General features: G+C 64.1%; 17 protein-coding genes. 12 read left to right on the top strand and 5 right to left on the bottom strand.

Annotated elements, in window-relative coordinates; genetic code table 11:
• Positions 1–50 precede the first annotated feature (50 nt).
• From ARTSIC4J27_RS09695 to ARTSIC4J27_RS23180, 4 genes are all read right to left on the bottom strand, one after another.
• Positions 51–1,265 carry a GIY-YIG nuclease family protein gene (locus ARTSIC4J27_RS09695; RefSeq protein WP_050054997.1) on the bottom strand — a complete coding sequence of 405 codons (1,215 nt, stop codon included), beginning with the start codon at positions 1,263–1,265 and terminating at the stop codon, positions 51–53.
• Positions 1,262–3,247 (bottom strand): DEAD/DEAH box helicase, encoded by a 1,986-nt coding sequence (locus ARTSIC4J27_RS09690; RefSeq protein ID WP_050054996.1) that lies wholly within the window; start codon positions 3,245–3,247, stop codon positions 1,262–1,264. The genes ARTSIC4J27_RS09695 and ARTSIC4J27_RS09690 overlap by 4 nt, the downstream gene beginning before the upstream one ends.
• Complete coding sequence (locus tag ARTSIC4J27_RS09685; protein WP_050054995.1) at positions 3,244–5,961, bottom strand: DNA methyltransferase; 2,718 nt, start codon at positions 5,959–5,961, stop codon at positions 3,244–3,246. Before ARTSIC4J27_RS09685 ends, ARTSIC4J27_RS09690 begins: the two co-directional genes overlap by 4 nt.
• Positions 5,962–6,379: 418 nt before the next feature.
• The gene (locus ARTSIC4J27_RS23180) at positions 6,380–6,700 is read right to left on the bottom strand and encodes a hypothetical protein (protein ID WP_235436618.1); all 321 of its coding nucleotides are present in this window, start codon (positions 6,698–6,700) and stop codon (positions 6,380–6,382) included.
• Here ARTSIC4J27_RS23180 and ARTSIC4J27_RS23540 point away from each other — a divergent pair.
• From ARTSIC4J27_RS23540 to ARTSIC4J27_RS09665, 4 genes are all read left to right on the top strand, one after another.
• Complete coding sequence (locus ARTSIC4J27_RS23540; RefSeq protein WP_083435415.1) at positions 6,673–6,804, top strand: DUF4113 domain-containing protein; 132 nt, start codon at positions 6,673–6,675, stop codon at positions 6,802–6,804. The two genes, ARTSIC4J27_RS23180 and ARTSIC4J27_RS23540, sit on opposite strands and share 28 nt — an antisense overlap.
• A 271-nt stretch (positions 6,805–7,075) precedes the next feature.
• Positions 7,076–8,602: a recombinase family protein gene (locus ARTSIC4J27_RS22760; RefSeq protein WP_083435394.1), complete on the top strand. Its 1,527-nt coding sequence runs from the start codon at positions 7,076–7,078 to the stop codon at positions 8,600–8,602.
• A 174-nt stretch (positions 8,603–8,776) separates the two neighbouring features.
• Complete coding sequence (locus tag ARTSIC4J27_RS09670; protein ID WP_050054992.1) at positions 8,777–8,965, top strand: hypothetical protein; 189 nt, start codon at positions 8,777–8,779, stop codon at positions 8,963–8,965.
• Positions 8,966–9,222: 257 nt separating this feature from the next.
• Entirely contained in the window at positions 9,223–9,735 is a 513-nt protein-coding gene (locus ARTSIC4J27_RS09665; RefSeq protein ID WP_152683830.1) for a hypothetical protein, read from the top strand.
• 597 nt (positions 9,736–10,332) lie between these two features.
• Here the strand turns inward: ARTSIC4J27_RS09665 and ARTSIC4J27_RS09655 are convergent.
• Entirely contained in the window at positions 10,333–10,722 is a 390-nt protein-coding gene (locus ARTSIC4J27_RS09655) for a helix-turn-helix domain-containing protein (RefSeq protein WP_050054989.1), read from the bottom strand.
• Between the two features lie 245 nt (positions 10,723–10,967).
• Between ARTSIC4J27_RS09655 and ARTSIC4J27_RS09650 the strand changes: the two genes are divergently transcribed.
• From ARTSIC4J27_RS09650 to ARTSIC4J27_RS09615, 8 genes are all read left to right on the top strand, one after another.
• Positions 10,968–11,306, top strand: coding sequence for a helix-turn-helix domain-containing protein (locus ARTSIC4J27_RS09650; protein WP_152683829.1), 339 nt, complete (start codon positions 10,968–10,970; stop codon positions 11,304–11,306).
• 103 nt (positions 11,307–11,409) lie between these two features.
• Positions 11,410–13,197 (top strand): hypothetical protein, encoded by a 1,788-nt coding sequence (locus ARTSIC4J27_RS09645; protein ID WP_050054987.1) that lies wholly within the window; start codon positions 11,410–11,412, stop codon positions 13,195–13,197.
• On the top strand, positions 13,194–14,189 hold the full coding sequence (locus ARTSIC4J27_RS09640) for a hypothetical protein (RefSeq protein ID WP_050054986.1): 996 nt from the start codon (positions 13,194–13,196) through the stop codon (positions 14,187–14,189). Before ARTSIC4J27_RS09645 ends, ARTSIC4J27_RS09640 begins: the two co-directional genes overlap by 4 nt.
• A gap of 39 nt (positions 14,190–14,228) precedes the next feature.
• Entirely contained in the window at positions 14,229–14,501 is a 273-nt protein-coding gene (locus ARTSIC4J27_RS09635; protein ID WP_050054985.1) for a hypothetical protein, read from the top strand.
• 64 nt (positions 14,502–14,565) lie between these two features.
• Positions 14,566–14,757, top strand: a complete 192-nt coding sequence (locus ARTSIC4J27_RS09630; RefSeq protein WP_050054984.1) for a hypothetical protein — start codon at positions 14,566–14,568, stop codon at positions 14,755–14,757.
• Positions 14,758–15,482: 725 nt separating this feature from the next.
• Positions 15,483–16,844 (top strand): hypothetical protein, encoded by a 1,362-nt coding sequence (locus ARTSIC4J27_RS09625; protein WP_050054983.1) that lies wholly within the window; start codon positions 15,483–15,485, stop codon positions 16,842–16,844.
• 258 nt (positions 16,845–17,102) lie between these two features.
• A complete protein-coding gene (locus ARTSIC4J27_RS09620; RefSeq protein WP_200900782.1) occupies positions 17,103–17,360 on the top strand; it encodes a helix-turn-helix domain-containing protein in 258 nt (85 codons plus the stop codon).
• A complete protein-coding gene (locus ARTSIC4J27_RS09615; protein ID WP_152683828.1) occupies positions 17,357–20,758 on the top strand; it encodes a hypothetical protein in 3,402 nt (1,133 codons plus the stop codon). The genes ARTSIC4J27_RS09620 and ARTSIC4J27_RS09615 overlap by 4 nt, the downstream gene beginning before the upstream one ends.
• Positions 20,759–20,760 lie beyond the last annotated feature (2 nt).

Here is a 20,760-nt window from a genome sequence, read left to right as displayed (position 1 = left end):
CCGGCACGATCCGGCTGAGTTGGCCGCCCTCTGCCCGCCACAAGCCCATCTCAACCGCCATTGGTCATTCCCTTTTGTCGTTCGACGAGTTCCTTGAGCTGGGCGTCGTAGACATAGTCGGTGATCTCGCCGGACATAATCATCGCAACGGCCTTGTTAATGATCTCCAGCGGCACCACGAACCACTCCGAGGGGTCGTAATCGCGTCCCTTCCGGTCGACCTGCGTCAGATCCAGACGCACCTCGGCAAACACTCGGTGCAAGAGATGCTCCAGCCACGATGCACGCACGTTGAAGAGCTGGTAGTCCGCCAGCAACTTCACGGGTGCCATCAGGTAGGTTGGCGAATGCGCCGCGTTCTTGATGCGGGTTTCGACCTTGGTGGTGGAGAAACCGATCTTGTGAAGGTCCTTCATTCCCGCGATCTGGGGGTCGTCGCTGAGCGACTGCAGCACGTAGATATGACCACTCTCCACGTCCGCGTCGAGGACCTCGTCCGCATCGTGGCCGGTCCGCGCCAGGACCTGGCCCTGCGCCTCGTACATACGGGTCATGAGGCTCTGCCTGTACATCGCCGACTCCGTGCCGTTCTCGAAGACGACGCGCAGGCGCTGCTTCTGCCTCGGCCTACCACCAACGATCAGGTCGACGTCCTCGCCGACCTCTGCAACAAAACACATGACGCCGCTCAGCACGAAGAACACACCCTCGCGGATGAGATCCATGCCAGTGAAGGGCATCAGCTTGTACGTGCCCTCGGCCAGCTCGGCGTGCTTCGTTTTGAACAGCGGCTCGAACAGGTCGAAGTCCTCGGACTTCACCCGCTGGGCAACCGAGTCCGGCGACTCGGGACGCTTGATCACGGGCAGATCCGACACGTCGAGGATGCCGGAGTCGTCGCCGAGCAGATCGTCCAGGTCATCGCTCTCAAGAAGATCGTCCAGCGACTCAGGAGCTGCCTCTATTGCCAGCAGCTCGAACTCCGTGTCGAGGTGTCTGAGCGCGGCGATCTTCTCGTCGTTGGCGAGGATGCCCTCGAGCCGGGCCCCAAGCTTCCGCTCGGCGATCTCTCGGGTCGCCGAGCTCGGCAGACGCCCGTGCGTCCGGCGGAACTCCACAATTTCCAGAAACGCCCGCTCGAGCCGGTCGGACGAGGTTATCTTCTTGGGTTTCTCGGGCGCGTCGAAGAGCCCGTCGAGGTCGTTGTCGATGAGGTCCTGCAGGGAGGACGGTGCTGCTTCGAGCACGTCGTCGTAATCGCTCATTCGCTCTCCACCATCTCAGTCGCGCGCTTCTGTGCTTCAAGCTTCTGCTTGGCCCGCTGGAGCCACAGCAGTGCGTCTGCATACCGCTTCTCAGTCGGGTCCTCGGCCCTCGGGTCCGGTTTCCGATCGTTGACCTTGATCCAGTTCTTGATCCGGGGAACGAGGGCCAGCGCCTCTTCCTCGGTGAACTCGACTCGGGTGGCCGTGATCTGGTCCTGAATGATCCGGAGTACCGAGGGAGTCACTGACTTGGAGATAACCTCGAAGGCACGCTGGAAGGGGTTCACCGAGTCGATGAGGTTGATGTTCAGCTCGTCGATGTTGACAAACTTCTCGGCCATCTTGATGAACCGCTTGTCGCCGACCGTGCGCACCTCGCCGTTCTTGATCACGGAGTCCACGACAACTTGCTGGCGGACCTCTTCCACCTGCGCCTCGGTGAGGTCCGGGTATTTCTCGCGGATGATTTTCGGAATCAGTACCTTGTTGGTTGTCTCCGCGTCGACTGAGCCGGCGGCGGCCCGCGCGAAGGTGTCGTCCTGGAGGATCGTCGCCTTCAGGTCGTTCAGATCGGTCTCCACGATCTGCTTCACGCGCGCGGTCGATGGCTCCTTGAAGCCCTTGATCTTCAGCTGCCCCGGCACGGCGGAATCGTCGCCGTCGAACTTCTTCGTCTTGAAGGTGAAGTTCTGCGCGAGGACCTGCTCCATGAGGAGCGATGCGGTGATGGCCTTGAGCATGTTGTTGACCGAGACCTTCACTTCGCCCTGCGAGGCGTCGGGCTCGGCGATGAGGTTCGTGAACTGGGCGTGGGATTTGCCGGGGCTGTCGCGGGTGACCCGGCCGATGATCTGGATGACCTCCGTCAGAGAGGCCCGGTACCCGACGGTGAGGGCGTGCTCGGCAAACGGCCAGTCAAAGCCTTCTTTGGCCATGCCCAGCGCAATGATGATGTCGACCGCGTCGCAGTTTTTGGAGGCTGTGTGCGCCAGGTAGTGGAGGGTGTCGCCGCGCTTCTTTTGGTCAGTGTCGTCGACGAGGTCCGCGACGCGGACGATGGTTCCAGTGTCCTGCCGGCGCACGCTGATGATGCCCGTGTCGGGGTCGGTCTCCTCGACGTGCCCGATGACATCGATGATGCGACCGATCTCTTCGAGCTTGTCCTTCGTAGATTCACCCGAGTTGACGTTCGGGATGTGCACGATGGTCTTCTTGTCCAGGTCGAGCACTTCAACGATCGCGTCGGTGTAGCGGCCCTGGTAGAAGTGGTGGCCGATGCCGAGCGAGTGCAGGTGTTCATACCCGTTGAGCTGGTCGTAGTAGTTGAAGGTGACCGGGGTGAACTTCGCTTCGTCCTCAGGCGAGAGCACGGGAACGGAGTCTCCTCGGAAGTACGAGCCTGTCATCGCGACTATGTGGACGTCGCTGCCGTTCATCACGTCGCGCAGGAGCGCGCCGAGGCGGCTCGACTCGATGTCGGCGGAGACGTGGTGGAACTCGTCGATTGCCAGTACCGTGCCGTTGAACGACTCAGGTGAGAGTTTCTCGAATGCGAAGCGAAGTGTCGCGTGGGTGCACACGAGCGTTGCATCAGGCCCTTCGAGGAACTGGATGAACGCGTCGACCTTGCCTGCCGAGGATCCGGCGTCGCAAAGATTGTGCTCCGGCTTGATCTCCCAGTCCGCGAAGAAGCCGAACTTCGACAGGGCCGTTGACGCGAACGACGCGCCGATCGAGCGTTCGGGGACGGCGACGATGACCTTCCTGCGCCCTTGGTTGTAGAGCTTGTCGAGGGCCACGAACATCAGTGCACGTGACTTGCCGGACGCCGGCGGGGCCTTCACGAGGAGGTGCTGTGCGTCGCGTTTCGCGAAGACTCGTTGCTGCATGTCACGCATGCCCAGGGCATCCGTGTTCACCGAGGCCTTCGTTTGGGCATAGGTGACATCGACGATGTTGATGGGCTTCTTGATCGCGTTCACTTCGCGGTCCTCCGGGTCTTCTTCACTGAGGCCCTTGCGGTCTCGGCGTTTGTCATCTCCTCATACATAGCAAAGAGGTCGGACAATCTTTGCTCGTCAGTCTCGTAGCCGCGTTTGGAGTAGATCGAGTCGACAAGCGCATCAACCTCCGCATGCGCCTGGCGTAGGTCGACCGGCATCTTTTCCGGGTCGTAGAGTTCTGCGAGAGTCTGCTCACAGTGATACTCCCGCACGTCTAGGACCCGGAGTGCGGTAGCGGTGAGCTTCTCCTTCATCGCATCCGACAGCGGCGGGACTGGGAAATTGTTGTAGACGATGGTGTTCGAGTAGCGATAGTCAGTCTTCATTTGGCCGCCGACGGCTCGCGCCCATGCGACGTGTTGTGAGGACGTCAATATCGCGAACACCCAAGGTTTGGCGTCGTAGACCGCGTACGCAAGGTTTGAGACGACCGTGTCGGGTCCGATGAAGCCCATCGGGATGTACTCGCGTCGTGCTGACGAAGTGCTCGGGACCAGGATCGAATCAGTTGGCTTGTAAGCGGGCTGTTTGAACTGCCACGGCTTCGCAGCGAAATCCTGGGTCGACTTGTCGTTGCGACCGCTTCGAAACTCTGAGACGCGTGACCATCTCGGCCCGAGCGCCGGAATCGACATCGCTATTGATGCGTGTTGAGGTTCGACCCACAAGCAGTATCTCTCTATGTCGTTGATGAAGTCTGCTGCTCCCGCGTAGCGCTTGATGAGTGAAGCTGATTCGGGTGCGTGAGACAGGAGGTTACTGCGTTCGGCTGGTTCCATGATCAGATGACCGCCATCTGATGGTTGAGATCCACGTACCATGCGCGGCATTCCGGAACCCAGCGGCAAGGAACGCCGCGATATATAGACATTCGGGCCGTCCGCGAGGTATCCGTTGATGTTTGCGACCGACATCTGAAGCCCATCTGTGAAGATGAACTTATCTGCCGAAGACGAATTGCGTAGCCCGATTACTGCAACGGTGACGCCAGCATTGTGTTTTGCGTTGTTCTCCCACTTGAACGAAGTGTAGGCAAAGCCGATTTCGACGCCACCTGAAAGAACGGCGGGGAACATCAATCCCACATGGTCGCCCTGCGATACGGAGTTCGTTGTCACGAACGCGAGCCGCGCCCGCGAGCCACGAAGGTAGTCAGCCCCTTTGATAAACCACAACGAGATGTAGTCCAGGTTCGCAGAGAACGGCCGCGGGCCAAACACCACCTTGAATTCGCTCTTTTGCTCCTTCGTCTGCATGCTCGAACCCACGTACGGCGGGTTGCCGATCAGATAGATCTCACCTCCATCATTCGGGCACACTTCGTTCCAGTCGACGCGGGTCGCGTTTCCCTGCTTGATCTGGCCGGTCTCCTTGAGCGGGATCAGTGGGATCGAGACGTTGAACTTCTCCTTGAACTCGGTATTCATCTGGTGCTTGGCGATCCAGAGCGAAAGGATCGCAACCTCGACGGCGAAGTCGTCGATCTCGATACCATAGAAGTTCTCGATGTTGATCCTAGACTCGGCGAACAGGACAAGGTGCTTGTCGTCCAGCTCGGCCAGGCGCTCGAGGGTCGCGTGCTCAAGCTTGCGCAGTTCCTTGTAGGCGATGACCAGGAAGTTTCCCGAGCCACAGGCGGGGTCGAACACCCTGATGGTGCTGATCCGGTCGAGCAACGCTTCGAGTCTCTTCACTGAGTCGAAGCCCTCGTCGAGCTCGTCCTTCAAGGCGTTGAGGAAGAGCGGCTCGATCGTCTTGAGGATGTTCGGCACCGAGGTGTAGTGCTGGCCGAGGTCGCTGCGCTTGCCCGGCGTGACGATCGCCTGGAACATCGAACCGAAGATGTCCGGGTTGATCTCGCGCCAGATGAGCTTTCCGGCATTGAGGAGCTCTTCTCGCGCCTTCTTCGTGAATCTGGGCACGACGTGGTCTGTGGACATCGTGAACAGGCGGCCGTTGACATAGGGGAATGCCGCGAGGTGCTTTGGCTTGGAGGCCGGGTCCGATGTGTCCAACGCCGTGAACAGGTCTGTGAGGAAGTCTGCGGTGTCCGAGCCGTCGTCCAGTGTGTGAGACCCGACCGCGTTGGTGAACTGATTTTCGGCGAAGATGCCGGTGTCCTCGGCGAAGTAGCAGAACAGCAACCGGGTGAAGAATAGGTTCAGTGCGTGGCGTCCGCGCGGTTGTTCGAGGAGATCGGGATTGGCCTGCAACAGCTCGTCGAAGAGCTTCCCCATCCGCTCGGCGGCCTTGACGTCAGCGTGTGCTTCTGCAACGTACTGGGCCTTCTCCATGCCGGCCCAGGGCAGGAAGAAGGTGAAGTGCTGGTCGATCTCGCGGATCTGGAAGCCGATGGTCTCGCCGGTTTGAGTATCAGTGACCACGAGCTCGATGTAGTTGGTGACGATCACGAAGCGCGTGCTGAAACGCACGACGTCCGGAGACGTCTTCAGCTCCTCCAGGACCTCGAGGGGGTCCGCTGTCGTCTCCTTGAAGTAGACGACCTTCTTCTGCGCGACCTCGGTCGCTGGGTCGGCCGCGACGTTCAGATCGCCGTTGCGCAGGCGAGTGACGCTGCTCTGAGGCTTTCCGTAGGCGAGCAGGAGATCGAAGATGAACTCGCGGTCGTACGTCTCACGGCCGGCGAGTGGCGCGACGCGCTCTTCGACGGCTTTCAGATTTAGCTTCGCCACGTACGAATTCCTTGTGCGTATGCAATCCCGTCAATGGTCGAAGGGCGTTTGGTACTCATGCGCCTGTCCTCGGGTTCGGCTGAATAGCCGTCTGCATAAGACCATGGTTCACACACGTTGTTACTCCTTACATGGCAGGGCGGGACACACTGCCCTTCGTGATCTTATCCGGGACCGGGCCACTGCCGATTTTCCCTCACCGCGTCACGCGAAGGCTGTCCTTCTCCTTGCCCCGATAAGCGCACTTACCAGAGACCCGGTTCGAAGCCGCCCTTGTGTCTTGGCTGGTGGAAGACTGCAGGCATGAGCGTGGTAGCTGGAATCGGGCGGCGATCGCAGCTGGCGGGGGTCGTCGAGTCTCCACTGATCCTGGACCCGGAGATCCATGAGGAGCTGGGCATACGAAATGGGATGGCGGTCACTTCAGCCTCGATTCTGCGCGGACTTCAGCCCCGAGCGCTGCCGTCAGCACGTCCTCGAGAATGAGGGATGCACACGAAGTCGGCGTCACAGAAACCGTTGCCCCGCAGCCTTGTTGGCCCGGCCGCGCAGCAGCTGCTGTCCGCGGGCGGAAGGTGTGAAGTTCGTGAGGGCCGGGATCATACTCAGCAACCTCTCCCCCGCGGCCGTCCAGCAGGCCGTCGAGCAGTTCCACCTCCCGCATGAAGGTCAAAAGATCAGCACGCTGATCGAGACCATCAACAAGAAGTACTGCCGTGGATTCGTCGGACTCGCTCACGCCGGCATAAGGCAGGGCCCGTCCCCTGGCAGGTGAAACGAAACAACGTCTCCCCGAGGGTGACCACGCAATGGGACGAGCTGGCGACCGCAAAAGCCGCCTAGTGAGACGTGAGTCGCTTGGTCTTGCCGCTGCGACAATTGCCGACAGGGCCCGCTCCCGCACGTCATCTTGGAGTCCGCTGGAGAATCGAGGCGGACAGAGCTCGCAGCAAGGAATCCCACACCGGACGTGGGCGAAAGTTGCTGAAGGCTTGCGCGCCGGGACCCGATCAGAGTCACCGCCCTGGGAGCGCACGGCGGATCGCCTCCACCAAAACGGCGACACCCACCTCCGCAGCCTTCCTCCTATATTGACCACGTTTAAGATGGGTAGGTGGAAGCTAAGGAACCCGTTCTGAGAGAGTACCTCCGCGTGTCCCAGGACCGCTCAGGGACCGGCAAGAGCCCCGCACAGCAGCACGACGAGATGGCGACAGCAGCCCGCCAGAAGGGCTGGGCCCTCCATCCGCGGCCGTACCGTGACACCGACCGCAGCGCCAGCAGATACGCCAGGAAGGCACGTGAGGGGTTCGCCGAGTTGATGGCGGATCTCGAGGATGGGACCTTCGATGCCGACATGCTCGGCATCTGGGAGTCCAGCCGCGGCTCCCGCAGGACCGGTGAATGGATCGACTTGATTGAATACTGCGCCGACCGCAGCGTGCTGATCTGGGTCATGACGCACAACCGCGTCTACGACCCCCGCAATGCCCGTGACCGGCGAAGCCTGCGCGAGGACGCCTCGGATGCCGAGTACGAGAGTGATAAGACCAGCGAGCGGCTGCTGCGCGACATGCGCGCCAACGCCATGAAGGGCCGGCCCCACGGGAAGAACATCTACGGTTACGAGCGCGTGTACGACCAAGTGACTCGGCAGCTTATCGAGGTAGTCGAGCACCCGGAGCACGGACCGATAGTTCGGGAGGCAGCCAATCGGGTCCTCGCGGGCGAGACCTACTACGGGATCGCGAAGGACTTCAACGCCCGCGGGATCCAGCCCAGGCGACCCACGTTTACGCAGCGCCGCAGCGTCCTGGGCTGGACGCCTCCGGCCATCAAACAAATGCTTTCAATGCCCGCCTACGCCGGTTTGCGGCAACACCAAGGCAAGGTGCTCGAGGACGTCGAGGCAGTGTGGCCGCCGCTGCTCAAACCAGAAGAGTGGCACCGGCTTCAGGCCGTGATGGCCGGGCGCAGCAGGCAAAAGGTGAACAGCTGGCCGGCGAAGCACCTGCTGGGCGGTATCGCCGAGTGTGGTGTCTGCGGGGCTGGGATGCGGGTCAGTAAGCAGAACACGGGGCCACAGCAGTACGACAAGGAGACGGGCGAAAAGCTCCCGAGGAAGCACTACAGCATTTACCTCTGCCAAGGGACGCCCGGGAAGACCGGGTTCCACGTGGCGATGCGCGAGGGGCATTTGGACCAGGTTGTCACGGCGGTGGTGCTGGCGAGGATCCAGCGTCCCGACTTCCTTGCCCGGGTGGGCCAGGAAGGCGACGGCATCGACGAAGTGCGGCAAGCCCTATTGGAAGAAATCAGGGGTCACCGTGAGTGGATCGAACAGGTGCGGGAGCGCGCCGAGGCGGAGCGGAACCTGAGCCTGCTGTTCGACCAGGAGAACAGGGTGGCTCCCAAGATCGAAGCAGCACAGAAACGGCTGGAATCCCTGGCGGCGACGGATCCTTTGATCGTCGATCTCGCGGGTGCTGACGACGTCGAGGCGCGCTGGGAAGAACTTTCGTTGGTCGAGAAGCGCCATGCCATCCGGCTGCTGGTCACGCCGCGGGTTCATACGGTGAGCGCGGACTGGCGGGGCAAGAGAGGCATCAACCGGGAGCGCGTCGAATTCGTGTGGCGCTGAGCGGTTTTGTCAGTTCTCCACGGTAAATTTGTGTACAAGGCGGCGCTCCTATAGCGCGGTCCCCCGGGTGGCAAGCCAGCAGAGACGGCCCCACCGAAGCGTTTTAGGGCGTCATGGCCTGCGTGGTCGAGGTAAGGCGGACTCGAATCCCAAGAGCAACCCCCAGGGATTCCCATGCCGACGATCACCAAGAATAATCCTGATGCAGTGACCGAGGAGTCACTGAAAGAGTGGGCGATGCGCATTGCCGCCGAAGCTCCCCCGCTCTCCGATGATCAGTTCCACCAGCTGCACGCCCTCTTCGTGGGAGTGCCGGCCCGACGAGGACGCGGGATCCAGGAGCCCGAGCGCAGAGCGGCCTGACCTCGCGGCATAATTAGGAGCCCGTCCACCACAGCTAAGAGAGGTTGCCCATGCCACTACCGACATGGAACCGAGAGCCGGTCGACCAGGGATCGCCGGCGATGTACGAAGCGTCTGATCAAGCCTGGGATGTCCTGCGCGAAGCCCTAGGTGGCTCCGGTCTCATGCGACAGTCGGCTAAAGACCTCCTTCACGCCCTGGAGGCAGCCGCTTGGCTCGATCGCTTCGCAGCAGCGGGCAGGCACATGCTAGTCCCGATGGCGAAGGCAAACGGCGCTTCGTGGGCGGACCTGGCTGCGGCAATGGGCGTCTCCCGGGCGACGGCCCAGCACCGCTACAAGCAGGAAGTCGAGGAGTGGGAGGAAAGCGTCCGGCGCGCAGCGACACCACCGCCCTGGGAAGGTGTCGAACCGCTCACTCCAATGGATCCGCCAGCCGACTTCGAGCCGAGCGATAACGACTTCGCCCGGATGGCCGACATGCCCGCGTGGGACTACATCGGACCTCTCGAGCCGGCGATCCAGTGGATTCGCGCCAACCACACCGACATCCGGGTCTATGTCGACGAGGATCTGCACGTAATCATGTCCTCGAGCAGCCGAAGGCGCGCCTCCACCGCGGCGGATTCTGAAGAGGAAGCCTGGCGCGGGCATCTCGGCCAAGCGTTGCTGGGCGCTGATCAGCCGTTCCCCGACGCTGCGCGCCCTGGCGAGACGATCGCCGAATTCAAGACGCGCGTCCCGCCGGACCGCTGGCGGTCGTCGAAGTAGCAAGCCGGTTCTTCGACCCGCGGGGCCGCGAGCTCGTCGTTCTTCGCCATCAAGGGTGCCAGTCCGACAGGGACTGGGTGGCCATAGTAGTCGAGAGTTCGACGTTCGGGCATGCCCATCGCACGCGACACCGGGATCGTCGGCGTTCAGGTCGTGCCCGAGCCCGGATAGAACAAAAGCGAGCTCGTCGGGCGTGAGCCTGCAATTCTGACGGAAGTGCGTACCCGCGCAGACGGCCAGGCGGGAGATCGGAGAACTGGAGCGCGTGGCTTCCTGCATAGACCGGGAGGCGGGCTAGAAGATGGTGAGCGCGAGGGACGCCGTCAAGCGCGGAACCCGGAGCGGAAGCTTTTGCGGAACCCGCAGCGCGAGATGATCCGCACCGAATTCCGTAAGGCTTCCGCGATCCCGTTTGCCCAGGTAACACGCAGGAAAGAGCCGCATGTGTGCGGAAGTGCGGACGGAAACCCCCAACTTCTCTCCTTGCAGCTCAGGAAGAGAAAGGGTTGGGCTGGAGCAAGAGAAGTATGTGGAAAGTCTCCGCCGTTCCGCCTCCTGCGTGTCGCGGACTGGCCCGCGATGGAGCATCGGGTCGATTCACCCCTGGCGCGACGAGTCCAGCTGGGCGATCTCCTGCTCGACGGCGACCATCGCGGCTTGCGCTTGGTTGAACTCCCACTCTGCACCGCTCGCACGACCCCTCTGCCTCTCTAGCTCCCGCCGCAACTCGGCGATCCTGGTCTCGACCGTCCCGCCACTGCTCACAAGGGCGCTGAGCGGAACTCCGAGCACTTCAGCCGCCGCCGCAGCCTCATCGAGCTTGATCACGCGACCCGAGTCCGGGTTCTCTATCCTCGACACCGCGCTGGAGTCGAACTTGACGCCCAGCATCGCGGCCAGACGCTCCGCCAGCTGTGCCTGACTCATCCCCGCCTTCTGTCGCTCATCCTTGAGTCGGCCCGCGAATACGGCACTGAACCTCGGCATGGAATCTCCTCGTGTTCTCATCATGCTAATCCAACACCATTTGACGAGTAACTTGCTGGATCAACACAGTTGGATTAAGATAGGGGCAAGGCAGCACTCGAAAGTGCAGCCCTCCGCGTGTGGCCATTCGCTGAGCGTCCATCTTGGACGAGGCCGCACAAGAGCGTTCGGTCGTAGTGGCCGTCGTGGCTGAGGCAGGCGCGGACTCGGATCGAGAACACGATCTCTCCGAGAGGACGAACACGATGCCTGCGACCCCGGCACCCTGCACGACCACCCACTGCGAGGACGACGAGCTGACCGTACCTGAGGCTGCTCGAAGGCTGAAGCGCCACCCTCAGACCGTGCGGGAATACATCCATGCGGGAATGCTCCCGGCTCACCGCGTGGGTACCGGCAAGCGCTCCGAGTTCCGGGTCTATGCCTCGGATCTCGCGCTGGTCGTTCACCCGGTCGAGCCCACTGGAGCTGCGGTACCCGCGCCGGACGACCCTTCCGCTCTTGCCGACCTGCTCGTGTCTTCGTGGCCCACCTTGAGTGACGAGCGCCGGCGGGAGCTCGGACAGCTCATCAGCGCGTCCTGACACAAAGAAGAAAGCCCCCGCCGAGGCGAGGGCTCTTCAAGAAATCCACCCCATCCAGATCACGAGTGGCCGCTCGTGAACGATCCGAAGGGACATCTTCATTATGTCAGTTCCCCATGCGTGCGGCAACGCAGCACAGGACAACCAGGACTTCGCGGCGGCGAGTCGAGCCGCCGAGAAGAAGTCAGCGGCGCAGCAGCTCGTCGAGCTGGCGATCGAGTGCTACGACCTCGGCGTTGACACCAACGACAAGCCGTTCGCCGTCCGCAAGGGTGGGCACGTGACCCGTCCGCTTAAGGGCGGTAAGCGCTCGCTCAGGAAGGAGCTGGGCGGCCTCTTTTACCGCATGACCGGCAAGACCGCGTCCCAGAACGCACTGGCCGAGGCGATGGACGTGATTGAGTTCGAGGCCACGGAGACCGAGCCGGTTGAGCTCCACGATCGGCTGGCACGACCAACTGACGGCGAACTCTACGTCGACCTCGGCGACCAGAGCGAGCGAGTCGTCCGCATCACCGCCGACGGCTGGGAGGTCCTCGCCGGCGACGCCGACGTGCCCGTGCTGTTCCGGCGCTCCGCCCTCACGCTCGCTCTGCCGACTCCTGAGCCCGGTGGCGACCTCGAGCGGCTCTGGGCGTTCGTAAACGCCCCGCGCGACCACGACCGGCAGGTGATCCGCGGCTGGCTCGTGGGTGCTGTGGTGCTCGTTGGACTGCCCTGCCCGGTCCTCGCACTTCTCGGGGAGCAGGGGACGGCCAAGTCGAGCGCCCTAAGGCGTGCGTTCCAGCTCTTCGACCCGACCAAGGCCGAGGTCCGGATGCCTCCCAAGGACGCGGGCAAGCTCCTCCACTCGCTGCACGGGTCGCGGACCACCGGCTTCGACAACCTTTCTTCTATCCCGAAGTGGATGTCGGACATCCTCTGCCAGGCCGTCACCGGCGGCTCTGATGTCGACCGGGCCCTGTACACCGACGACGAACAGAGGATCATCGAGTTCCAGGGAGTGGTCGGTTTCACCGGCATCGATGTCGGTGCCCTCGCCGGCGATTTTGCCGAGCGGTGCGTCTGGGCCGACCTCTGCGTGATCCCCAAGACCGAGCGCCGCTCCGAGCGCGAACTCAACGCGATGTGGGACGAAGCGTACCCGTCGATGGTCGGCGGCCTGTTCGACCTCGTCGCAATGACCCTCGAGAAGCTCCCCGAGGTGCACCTTGCCGAGAAGCCGCGCATGGCAGACTTCGCCGAGGTGCTTGCGGCTGTCGACCTAGCCACCGGCGCGAACGGGCTGGAGCACTACGCCCGCTCGCAGGAATCGGTCTCCGAGGAGATTGTCGCCACCGACAAGTTCCTCTCCGCGATCTCCGCGCAGATCACTAGGCGCTGGGAGGGCACCGGCAAGGACCTGTACGCCTTGCTGCCGCGCCCGGTGGACGACAAGTTCTGGCCCGAGCAGAGGGGCGTAAGCGGGAAGCTCAAGAAGGTCGCCCCCGACCTGCGCAAGGCCGGTTGGGTTGTCGAGCAGGTCGTCCCCAATCCGAAGAGCAAGCGCCCAAAGACCTGGGTCCTGGTGCCTCCCGGGGCCGATCGGATCACCGCCTCGGACATCGCCGTCGTGCAGGCCGCGCGCGAGCTGCACGACCTCGACGTTGCACGGTGGACCGATCGCCTCGTCGCCGACGGCATGCTGCGCGAGGACGCTGGCGAAAGGGCACAGGTCCTGCGTGAGAGTCCAAAGTTCCACGGAGACGCCGACCTCCAGGCGATGGCCCTGACCTCGCAGGCCATCGACCAGCGCCTCTTCGACGACTTGGACCGCCTGGGCTTGACTCTCGCCTCGTTCGACCGGATCGTCGCCGACCGTGGCGATGCTCTCGAGGGGACGCGGCGATGAACCCCTTCGCCTCCCCGCAGGCACTCTTCCCTGCGTTCTACGGCAACCCGGCGATCAGGGCCCTCGCCCGCGCGTCGCGATGGACAGTCTCGGGACGCCTGGGAGGCGACGTGGGCGCAAAAGGCAAGGCCCCGATCGACATGCGGGCCCTGCTCGACATCGGCAGGGTGCGAGGGGCCTGGTCGGTCGGCGACCAGTGCCTGGTCAGGCTCGACGAGCTGACCGCTGCACTGCCGAATGCGGCCAACGCGGCCTACTACTTGCAAGCCGCGGTCGATGGCCTGATGGTCATCGACGTCGAGCCGGCCTGCCCGGCTGAGATCGCGGCCAATCTGCTTGCACTTCCCGGGCTCCTGTATAGGGAGACCTCGATGTCCGGCCATGGCTACCACCTCGTGGCCGCACTGCCGGACAACTTCCACCACTACGGAGGTGCGTCCTCCAAACGAGTGCTGCGAGAGGAGCACGGCTGGTACGAGCTCCTGCTCGAGCACTGGGTGACCTTCACCCGCCTGTCCGTCCACGAGGACACCCGGCCGCAGGTCCCCAGGCAGGACCTCGCGGCTGCCCCTTTCGCCTCGATCGAGGACCTGTACGCCTCGCTGGCGTCGAGGGCGAAGGCGTCGCCGAGCGGCTACGCGACGATGGTGGGCACTGATGACGAGGCTCCCGAGATCAGGGGCGGCGAACAGATCGTCGAACGGACGCTGGAGGGCGCACGGACAAGGCTGAAGCGCCTCGACGACTTCGGCGGCGACCATTCGCGCTGGGAGTTCTCAATCCTCGGGACGCTCTTCCGGGAGATGCGCCGCCACCTGGTCGTCGTCGGCTTCCGAAGCTTCACCACGTACTCTTCAAGCGATCAGGCCTGGCTGCTCTACAAGGCGGCCCTGGAGGCAATCCCGAGCCGAGCCAAGCACGAAGAGCGGCGCAACGGCCGACCGTTCCTGCTCGATCGAGCCGTCGCGATGGTCGCTGCAAATGCCCGATGACGTCCTCGGCAGTCCCACCACCACGACTAAGGAGAAGAGATGTTCAAGAGCGAAGCCATGCTCTACGGCGACCGCGTCCCCGGCCACCCGCTCAGCGCGGTGCCCGCCGGCTGCTGGCACAGGATCACGCTGACCTATCCCGATGGCGAGGTCGTCGTCCTCGCCTTCGCCGAACGCGGCCCGGGCTCGGAGGAGAACTACCGCGAGACGATCCTGCGCACGCAGATGTGCGCTCCCTCGAACGTCCGATGCATCGTGACGCGCGAGGACGGCACGACGTCCGAGGCCGAGACGTGGGGAGCCCCGCTGTGATCCCGGAACGCCTTCGCCGCCGGGCAGCCGGCCTCCGCCACTTGGCGGACGGCGTCCCCGCCCAGTGGCCGCGGTTGGGCTGCTGGTCTCGTTCGGCGCGGGCCGCCTCGTCGACGGCTGGGTCCGTCCGGGAGGCTTCGGTTCGTTCTGGTTCGACCCCGACGCCCTGCGGTGCGTGTTCCATGCCCTCGCGTGCTCGGGCGGACATTCGGCGACCACCGAAGCACCTGAATGGGACCACAATGAGCCCCGCTGAAGCCCTATACGCGACGTCGCGGGGTCCAATGCGGTCGGTGGCCTTCATGGGCCGCCGACCAGACCTGGCGGAGACCACCGAACGCCGCACCGAAGACCTCGATGAGACCTCGAACTGTCCAATTGCACTAGACGCCCTGATGAGCCCCGAACGACGCCCGGCAGCGCACCTCGAAGGTCCAGGACGCGACCGTCAGAAGCCCTCGAAGAGTCCAGCGTCCAGCAACACTGGAGCCGGGCAGGTCGGGACCGTCGCAAGACCGTTGCGAGACCTGGATCGGACCCATGCAGGACCACCGCGCAGCGACGCGCTTCGTGCGGTCCTGCGTGGTCTCGGGGCTGCTTTTGATCCCGTCGGCACGTGGAACTTCGCGGACGTGGCCGAAGGTTCCGTGAGCTGCCCCTGTGGGGCGGCGAGCGGAGCATGTGCGTTCTGCGCGGTCAGGCTGCCCGCGCAGCGGCCCCCGGAGGGCCCCGGACATTCAGGAGCGAAGCGAGTGAATGTCTTACGGGGCTATGACATTCCGTGTCTCGAGGTGCCAGAGGCTCCAACAACAGGGTGCAGCGGCCCAAGGAGGGCACTCGAGACATTGAATGTCGCGCTCCATCGGTGATCGGGGCCGCGGAGCGGTAGGGGTCCCCGCCACCGATGGAGCGCTGCCGAGGGGTCCCTCAGGGATCGATCGACGTCCGAAGTCGTCACATCAATGAAAGCGAGGAACCATTATGAGCGAACAGACCGGGCACGCTGCCTTCCACCTCAAGCACGTTCCTCACGGCGTGAGCGGCAACCGCGCCGACAGGAGGGCGATCCTTCACGAATCGATGCGTCACCTCGACACGAATGACGTGCAGCGGCACGCCGCGAGGAATCCGTCGATTGTGCCGACCGACGCGCATTTGAACACCGCCTTCGTCAACGACGGTGCAGGTGGATTCAGGGCCGCACACAAGATTAAGGAAGTCCTCGACTACGGCGACGCGCGCCACAGGCGCGTGCGCCGGAAGGTCAACGAGAAGCAGGTAACGGTAAACCTTTTCGTCGTCCACCTGCCGAAGACGATGTGCATCGAGGTACCGAACCACTACCCGCGGCTCAACGAGGACGGATCCGAGCGTCTGGACCCGGTCACGGGCGAGCCGATGTCCAGGTCACGCTGGGTTCCCAGGGATCACGACGAAGCCATGCGCTACTTTTATGATGCGGTAGAGCGCCTCGGCAGCCACGTTGTTCCCGGCGGGCAGGAGGCGATCCACGGCTGGGCCACCAACTTCGACGAGTCCACGCCCCACATTCAGATCATGGCCGATCCGTTCGCACCCGATCCGAAGGCTCCGGCCGATAAGCCCGGCGCGCTGCGGACGGAGCACAACCAGGCTTACGGGTCTCACCGCGAGGTCAAGGACGAGGCTGGCCGCCAGATCAGCGGACCGGCAAAGTTGCGAGGCCATCAGGCGGGGTTCCGCGAGCACATGGTCGCGCTCGGCTGGCCCGTCGAGCAGGAGGTCTCCGCACGGCACGGCATGGAGCTGTCAAAGCCCGAGTTCGAGGCGGCGATGGACGCCGCGGCGGAGGCGAAGGCCGCCCTGGAAGGCGCACGGGCACGGTCCGAAGCGACTAAGGAGAAGGTCGCAGAGTTCGCCGCCAATGTGGCCGAGGTAAAGGATGAGTTCGATGCCCGCGCCGCCGATCTGGATGAGCGCGAGGCGGAGCTGCCGCGACTCCGTCGACGCATCGTCGATGAGACGAAGGCCGAAGTATGGCAGGAGGTGTACGAGGCCGAACGCGCTGCTGCGAAGCTGCGTGCCGACGAAGCTCTCAAGATCTACCTCGAGCGGCTCCGGGCCCAGCCACTCCCGCGCCTCGTCGAGGAGTACCTCGACCGGACGGATCCGAGCGGACGCTCGTATCGTCGTAGTTTCGAGCGCTTTGTCGATCTGCGCCTCGCGCAGTTTGAGGCGGAGCACTGCGTGACCGGGGACCTCGAGCTCGAACCCGGCGACAGGGAACGGTTCATCGAGGACGGCGGGGAGCACCTCAGAGACGAGGTTACGCAGCTAAAGCGCGAGCGCGGGTACCGCGAATGAGTTGAACTTTCTTCGTACTGGTATCCGAGGACGAAGGACCCTTCTTGACCGTTGCACCCTGGAACAGCGGTGAACGCACGGGTACAGTTGGATGCACGGGCGACCTCCCGATGGGGACGTCCGCCGGGCGCGAGCAATCGGCTTCTCTCACGAAGAGGACCGGCTCGCGCAGAGCGTTAAAAGGCGTAATGGCCTGCGCGGCCGAGTAATCCTCCGGGCTCGGATCTGAAGAAGATCCGAGCACTGAAGGAGTCGACCTTGACTTCCCCGTCGATCACCGCCGTCCGTGAACAGATCCGCGACGAAGCCCTCACCGACGGCCACGACTTCACAACCTCCGACTCGGCGGCGCTGTACCTCGGCATCGCCGAGGGCACACTGCGCAAGTGGCGCATGCGCCGGTACGGCCCCCGCTTCCAGAAGGTCGGCGGCGAGGTCCGCTACTACCTCTCCGACCTCGATGCGTGGCTGGACGCGCAGTTCGTCGACTCGTCCGACGGCGGTGAGGCACGGTGAACGCCGCGAACAGGGCAGGAGGTCGCTTCTCGCTCGTGCGACTGCTCGGCGTCGCCGTCCTCGCCGCTCTCGTCGTGCCGCTGCTGATGACGACGTTCCCGTCCGCGGCGCACGCGGACAACGAGGACGAGCGCGACAACTACTCGCTCTACCAGCTCGCCTCGAACGCCTCGTCGTACTTCGGGGAGAAGAACTCGCCAGATGGCGGCGGCGGCCTGCACGAGGACTGGGACGCGATTACGAGCAGCCCGGCCACTGGCGGCGACATGCTCGGGTACGCCGACCCCGAGTTCAGCGTCGGCAACGTGATCGGCTGGCTCTTCGCCGAGGCGACCGGCTCGACGCAGACCATCACGTTCGACACCCTTCGGACGTCCGGCGGAGAGGACGAGAACACGTATGCCGGCATGCTCGACTACGCCCACTTCGGAGCCGCGAACGCCGACCTCGGCCTGGACACGATGTCCTCGGGCATCGGTGGCCAAATCGTCTCAATGATCGGTGGCGGCGCAATCTGGCTGCTGTACCTCCTGACGCTGGCCGTGGGCACGGTGTTCTTCCTGATCATCCAGGTGCTCAAGGCGATCAACCCGTTCATGTGGTTCTACCAGGCGGTCGCCGGCGTCGCGGACTCCGGCGGCAACACCAACAGCGCCCACCAGCAGGAGCTCGCCGACGGGATGACCGGGGGTGACGCCGGAGGCGGTGCGCTGGCGGGCCTGCAGCACTGGATCTCAAGCTGGTACGGCCTGCTTCAGTCCATCGCTTGGGAGGCGCTGGTCCCGCTCTTCATCGGGTTCCTGATTATTGGCTTGGTCCTCTTCAAGAAGGTGGACCGCGGCTCGGCGATCAAGAAGCTGATCATTCGCGTTGTCTTCATCGGCGTGGGCCTGCCGCTGCTGGGCTCGATGTACACCGGAGTCCTCGACAGGTTCGACGATTCGCTGCTCGGCCAGCACGCGGGGCCGACCCGGGTGGTGCTCTCCACCTACGTCGACTTCGAGGCCTGGATGATGAACGACCGGCTGGCCATACCCGACCAGGCGTCGATCTCGTGGGAGAACGGGCAGGCGGGTCCCGAGTCCACGATGTCGGTCCGGAACAGCGCACTGGCGATCAACGCACAGGCTAAGCGCGAGTTCAGCGGCATCTCAATCGGCACGAAGACGAGCGACGCCGAGGCCGCATGGCGCGCAGGCACCGTCGACGTCGGCGGCTCCGCGGGAGACGACGTCCAGGCTGTGTTCTCGACATTCGGCATCCTGAACACGTACATTTCCGGCCAGATCACGTCCGCTTCGGACTTCGAGTCGGGCATCAAGAGCGCGATCACGGACCTGGACGTCGCCGACGGTGATAAGAAGGATTGGTTCGTCGACGACAAGTCCTACGGCGACGTCGAGGGGTTCGGCGAGCAGGGCGGGCCCGCGCCGAATGAGCACCCGGTGCTGGCGGTCAATGGCCAGGGCCTGACCTCTTCAAACCCTGCCGGGAGCTCGACGACGTTCACGACCCCAGGCAACAAGCAGGGCTGCGGGTTCAGCGTCCTGGACGCTGACGGGAACCTCGCCTCGTGCAACCTGTCGGCGCTGTCGGCATACAACTACCTGAACACCGGGTTCGGCTCCGACTCGCTGACCATGTACTCTTCGAACAACGTCACCAGCGGCCTGACCCGCGAAGACCACATGGCGGTCAGCCAGGTCGGCACAGGGCCGGCGAAGTTCATGTACTGGCAGAATGCCGCGACGGTCCTCGGCTGCATCGCCCTCTTGGGATTCTGGTACGCAATCGGGATGCTCGCGGGCGCGGTCAAGCGGACCTTTAGCCTCGTGGCGGCGATTCCGTTCGCCACGCTCGGAGCCCTCTCGGCGATCGCGAAGGTGGTGGTCTACTCGGTCGCGCTCATCCTCGAGGTCATGGTCACGTTGTTCATCTACCAGTTCGTGTCGGAGTTCCTGATCTCGATTCCTGACATCATCGCCGGCCCTTTTTCGTCCCTGATGGATCCGAACGGCCTCTTCGGCAGTCCGGCGCTCGGCGGCATCCTCGTGGTGCTCCTGACGATCGTCTCCTCGCTGGTGATCATGGGCGTGACTGTTGCCCTCCTGCGGGTGCGCAAGGTCGTGCTGCAGGCGATGGACGAGGTCTTCACCAAGCTGGTGGACAAGTTCCTCGAGACCAGTACTCCGTCCAAGGCGGACAAGGCTGGGGCGATGCCCTCGCCGGCGCATGCGCTGGGAACCGGTGCTGGCGCTGCGGCCGGGCAGAAGCTCGCCTCGGGCCTCGGCGGGAAGCTTAGCAGCGGCTCGAAGTTGCCGAAGACCGGCGGCAACGCGGGCGGCGGCAAGAACGCGTCGACGAACGTCGGCGGGCTCAACGGTCAGCCTAGCCTCCCTGCTGCCGGCCAGACGCTTGCGATCGGCCCCGGCGGAGGCGATGGCAGCCGAGTTGGTGAAGCGCCCCATGGAGGTGGCCAGGATGATCGATCTATCGAGGGCAGCGATGCCCGCGCCCTCCCTGCGGGCTCGAACGGCGCCTCTGACGGAGCCAAGGGAGGCCCTCTGCAGCTCACCAGCGGCAAGGCGGGCAGTTCTCGCTCCGACAAGGAAACCGCTCAGAGCCTGAGCAACAAAGGCGGCTTGACGAATCTCGGCTACAGCACCGGCGACCAGCCGGGCTCCCGTGGACGCACGAACGGGCAGTCCAACCACAGCGAAAGCGCGCAGTCTGGCACTAATGGTCGGGGCAATTCCTCCCCCTCGGGCAAGACCGGCGGCCAGACCAGCTTCGGCCTTGGCGGGGCGCAGGGTGCTTCGGGCATGAAGCAGCTGGGCCAACGCAGCAACAGTCAGCCCAGCGCTGAGCCAGCTGCGCGCACAAGCAGCGGCCGCAAGGCGATCACCAGCGGGTCGAACTCAACGCACTTCGGCATCGGCGGCCAGAGCGCTCCGGCATCCTCGGGCCAGGGCGGCCCGCAGCCGAAGGGCGCGCGGTTCGTCGCCGGCATTCCTGGCACCGGCGGTGCCACACAGGTCAGCCAGGGTTACGGCGGAACCCCCCGGCACAGCGCTGACCAGGGCTCCCGCAAGGCGCATCCGGTCTCGGGGCACGATCCCGGAACCGCTCAGGCTCCGGGCTCGAGTAGGCGTCGGGCCGTCACTGGTCCCACTCCACAGGGACAGCCCAAGACCGCGGGTCAGCGTCCACAGCAGGGACAGCGGCGGGAGCAGGTCGACCGCTCGATCGTATCGGGATCGGCTCAGCGACCGCCCCGCCCCGTCGCGCCGACGCAGCCGGCTCCGAAGTCCGGACGAGGCACGGTCCCGGCCAAGCCGTGGGCCGGGCGGCCTGTGCCGTCTGCCCTAATCAACCACAAGCGCGAACCGAAGGAGTAAGA

This window comes from Pseudarthrobacter siccitolerans (assembly GCF_001046895.1).
Lineage (GTDB): Bacteria > Actinomycetota > Actinomycetes > Actinomycetales > Micrococcaceae > Arthrobacter > Arthrobacter siccitolerans.
Note: the sequence above shows the minus strand (reverse complement) of the source record. Positions and strands in the feature narration are given on the sequence as shown.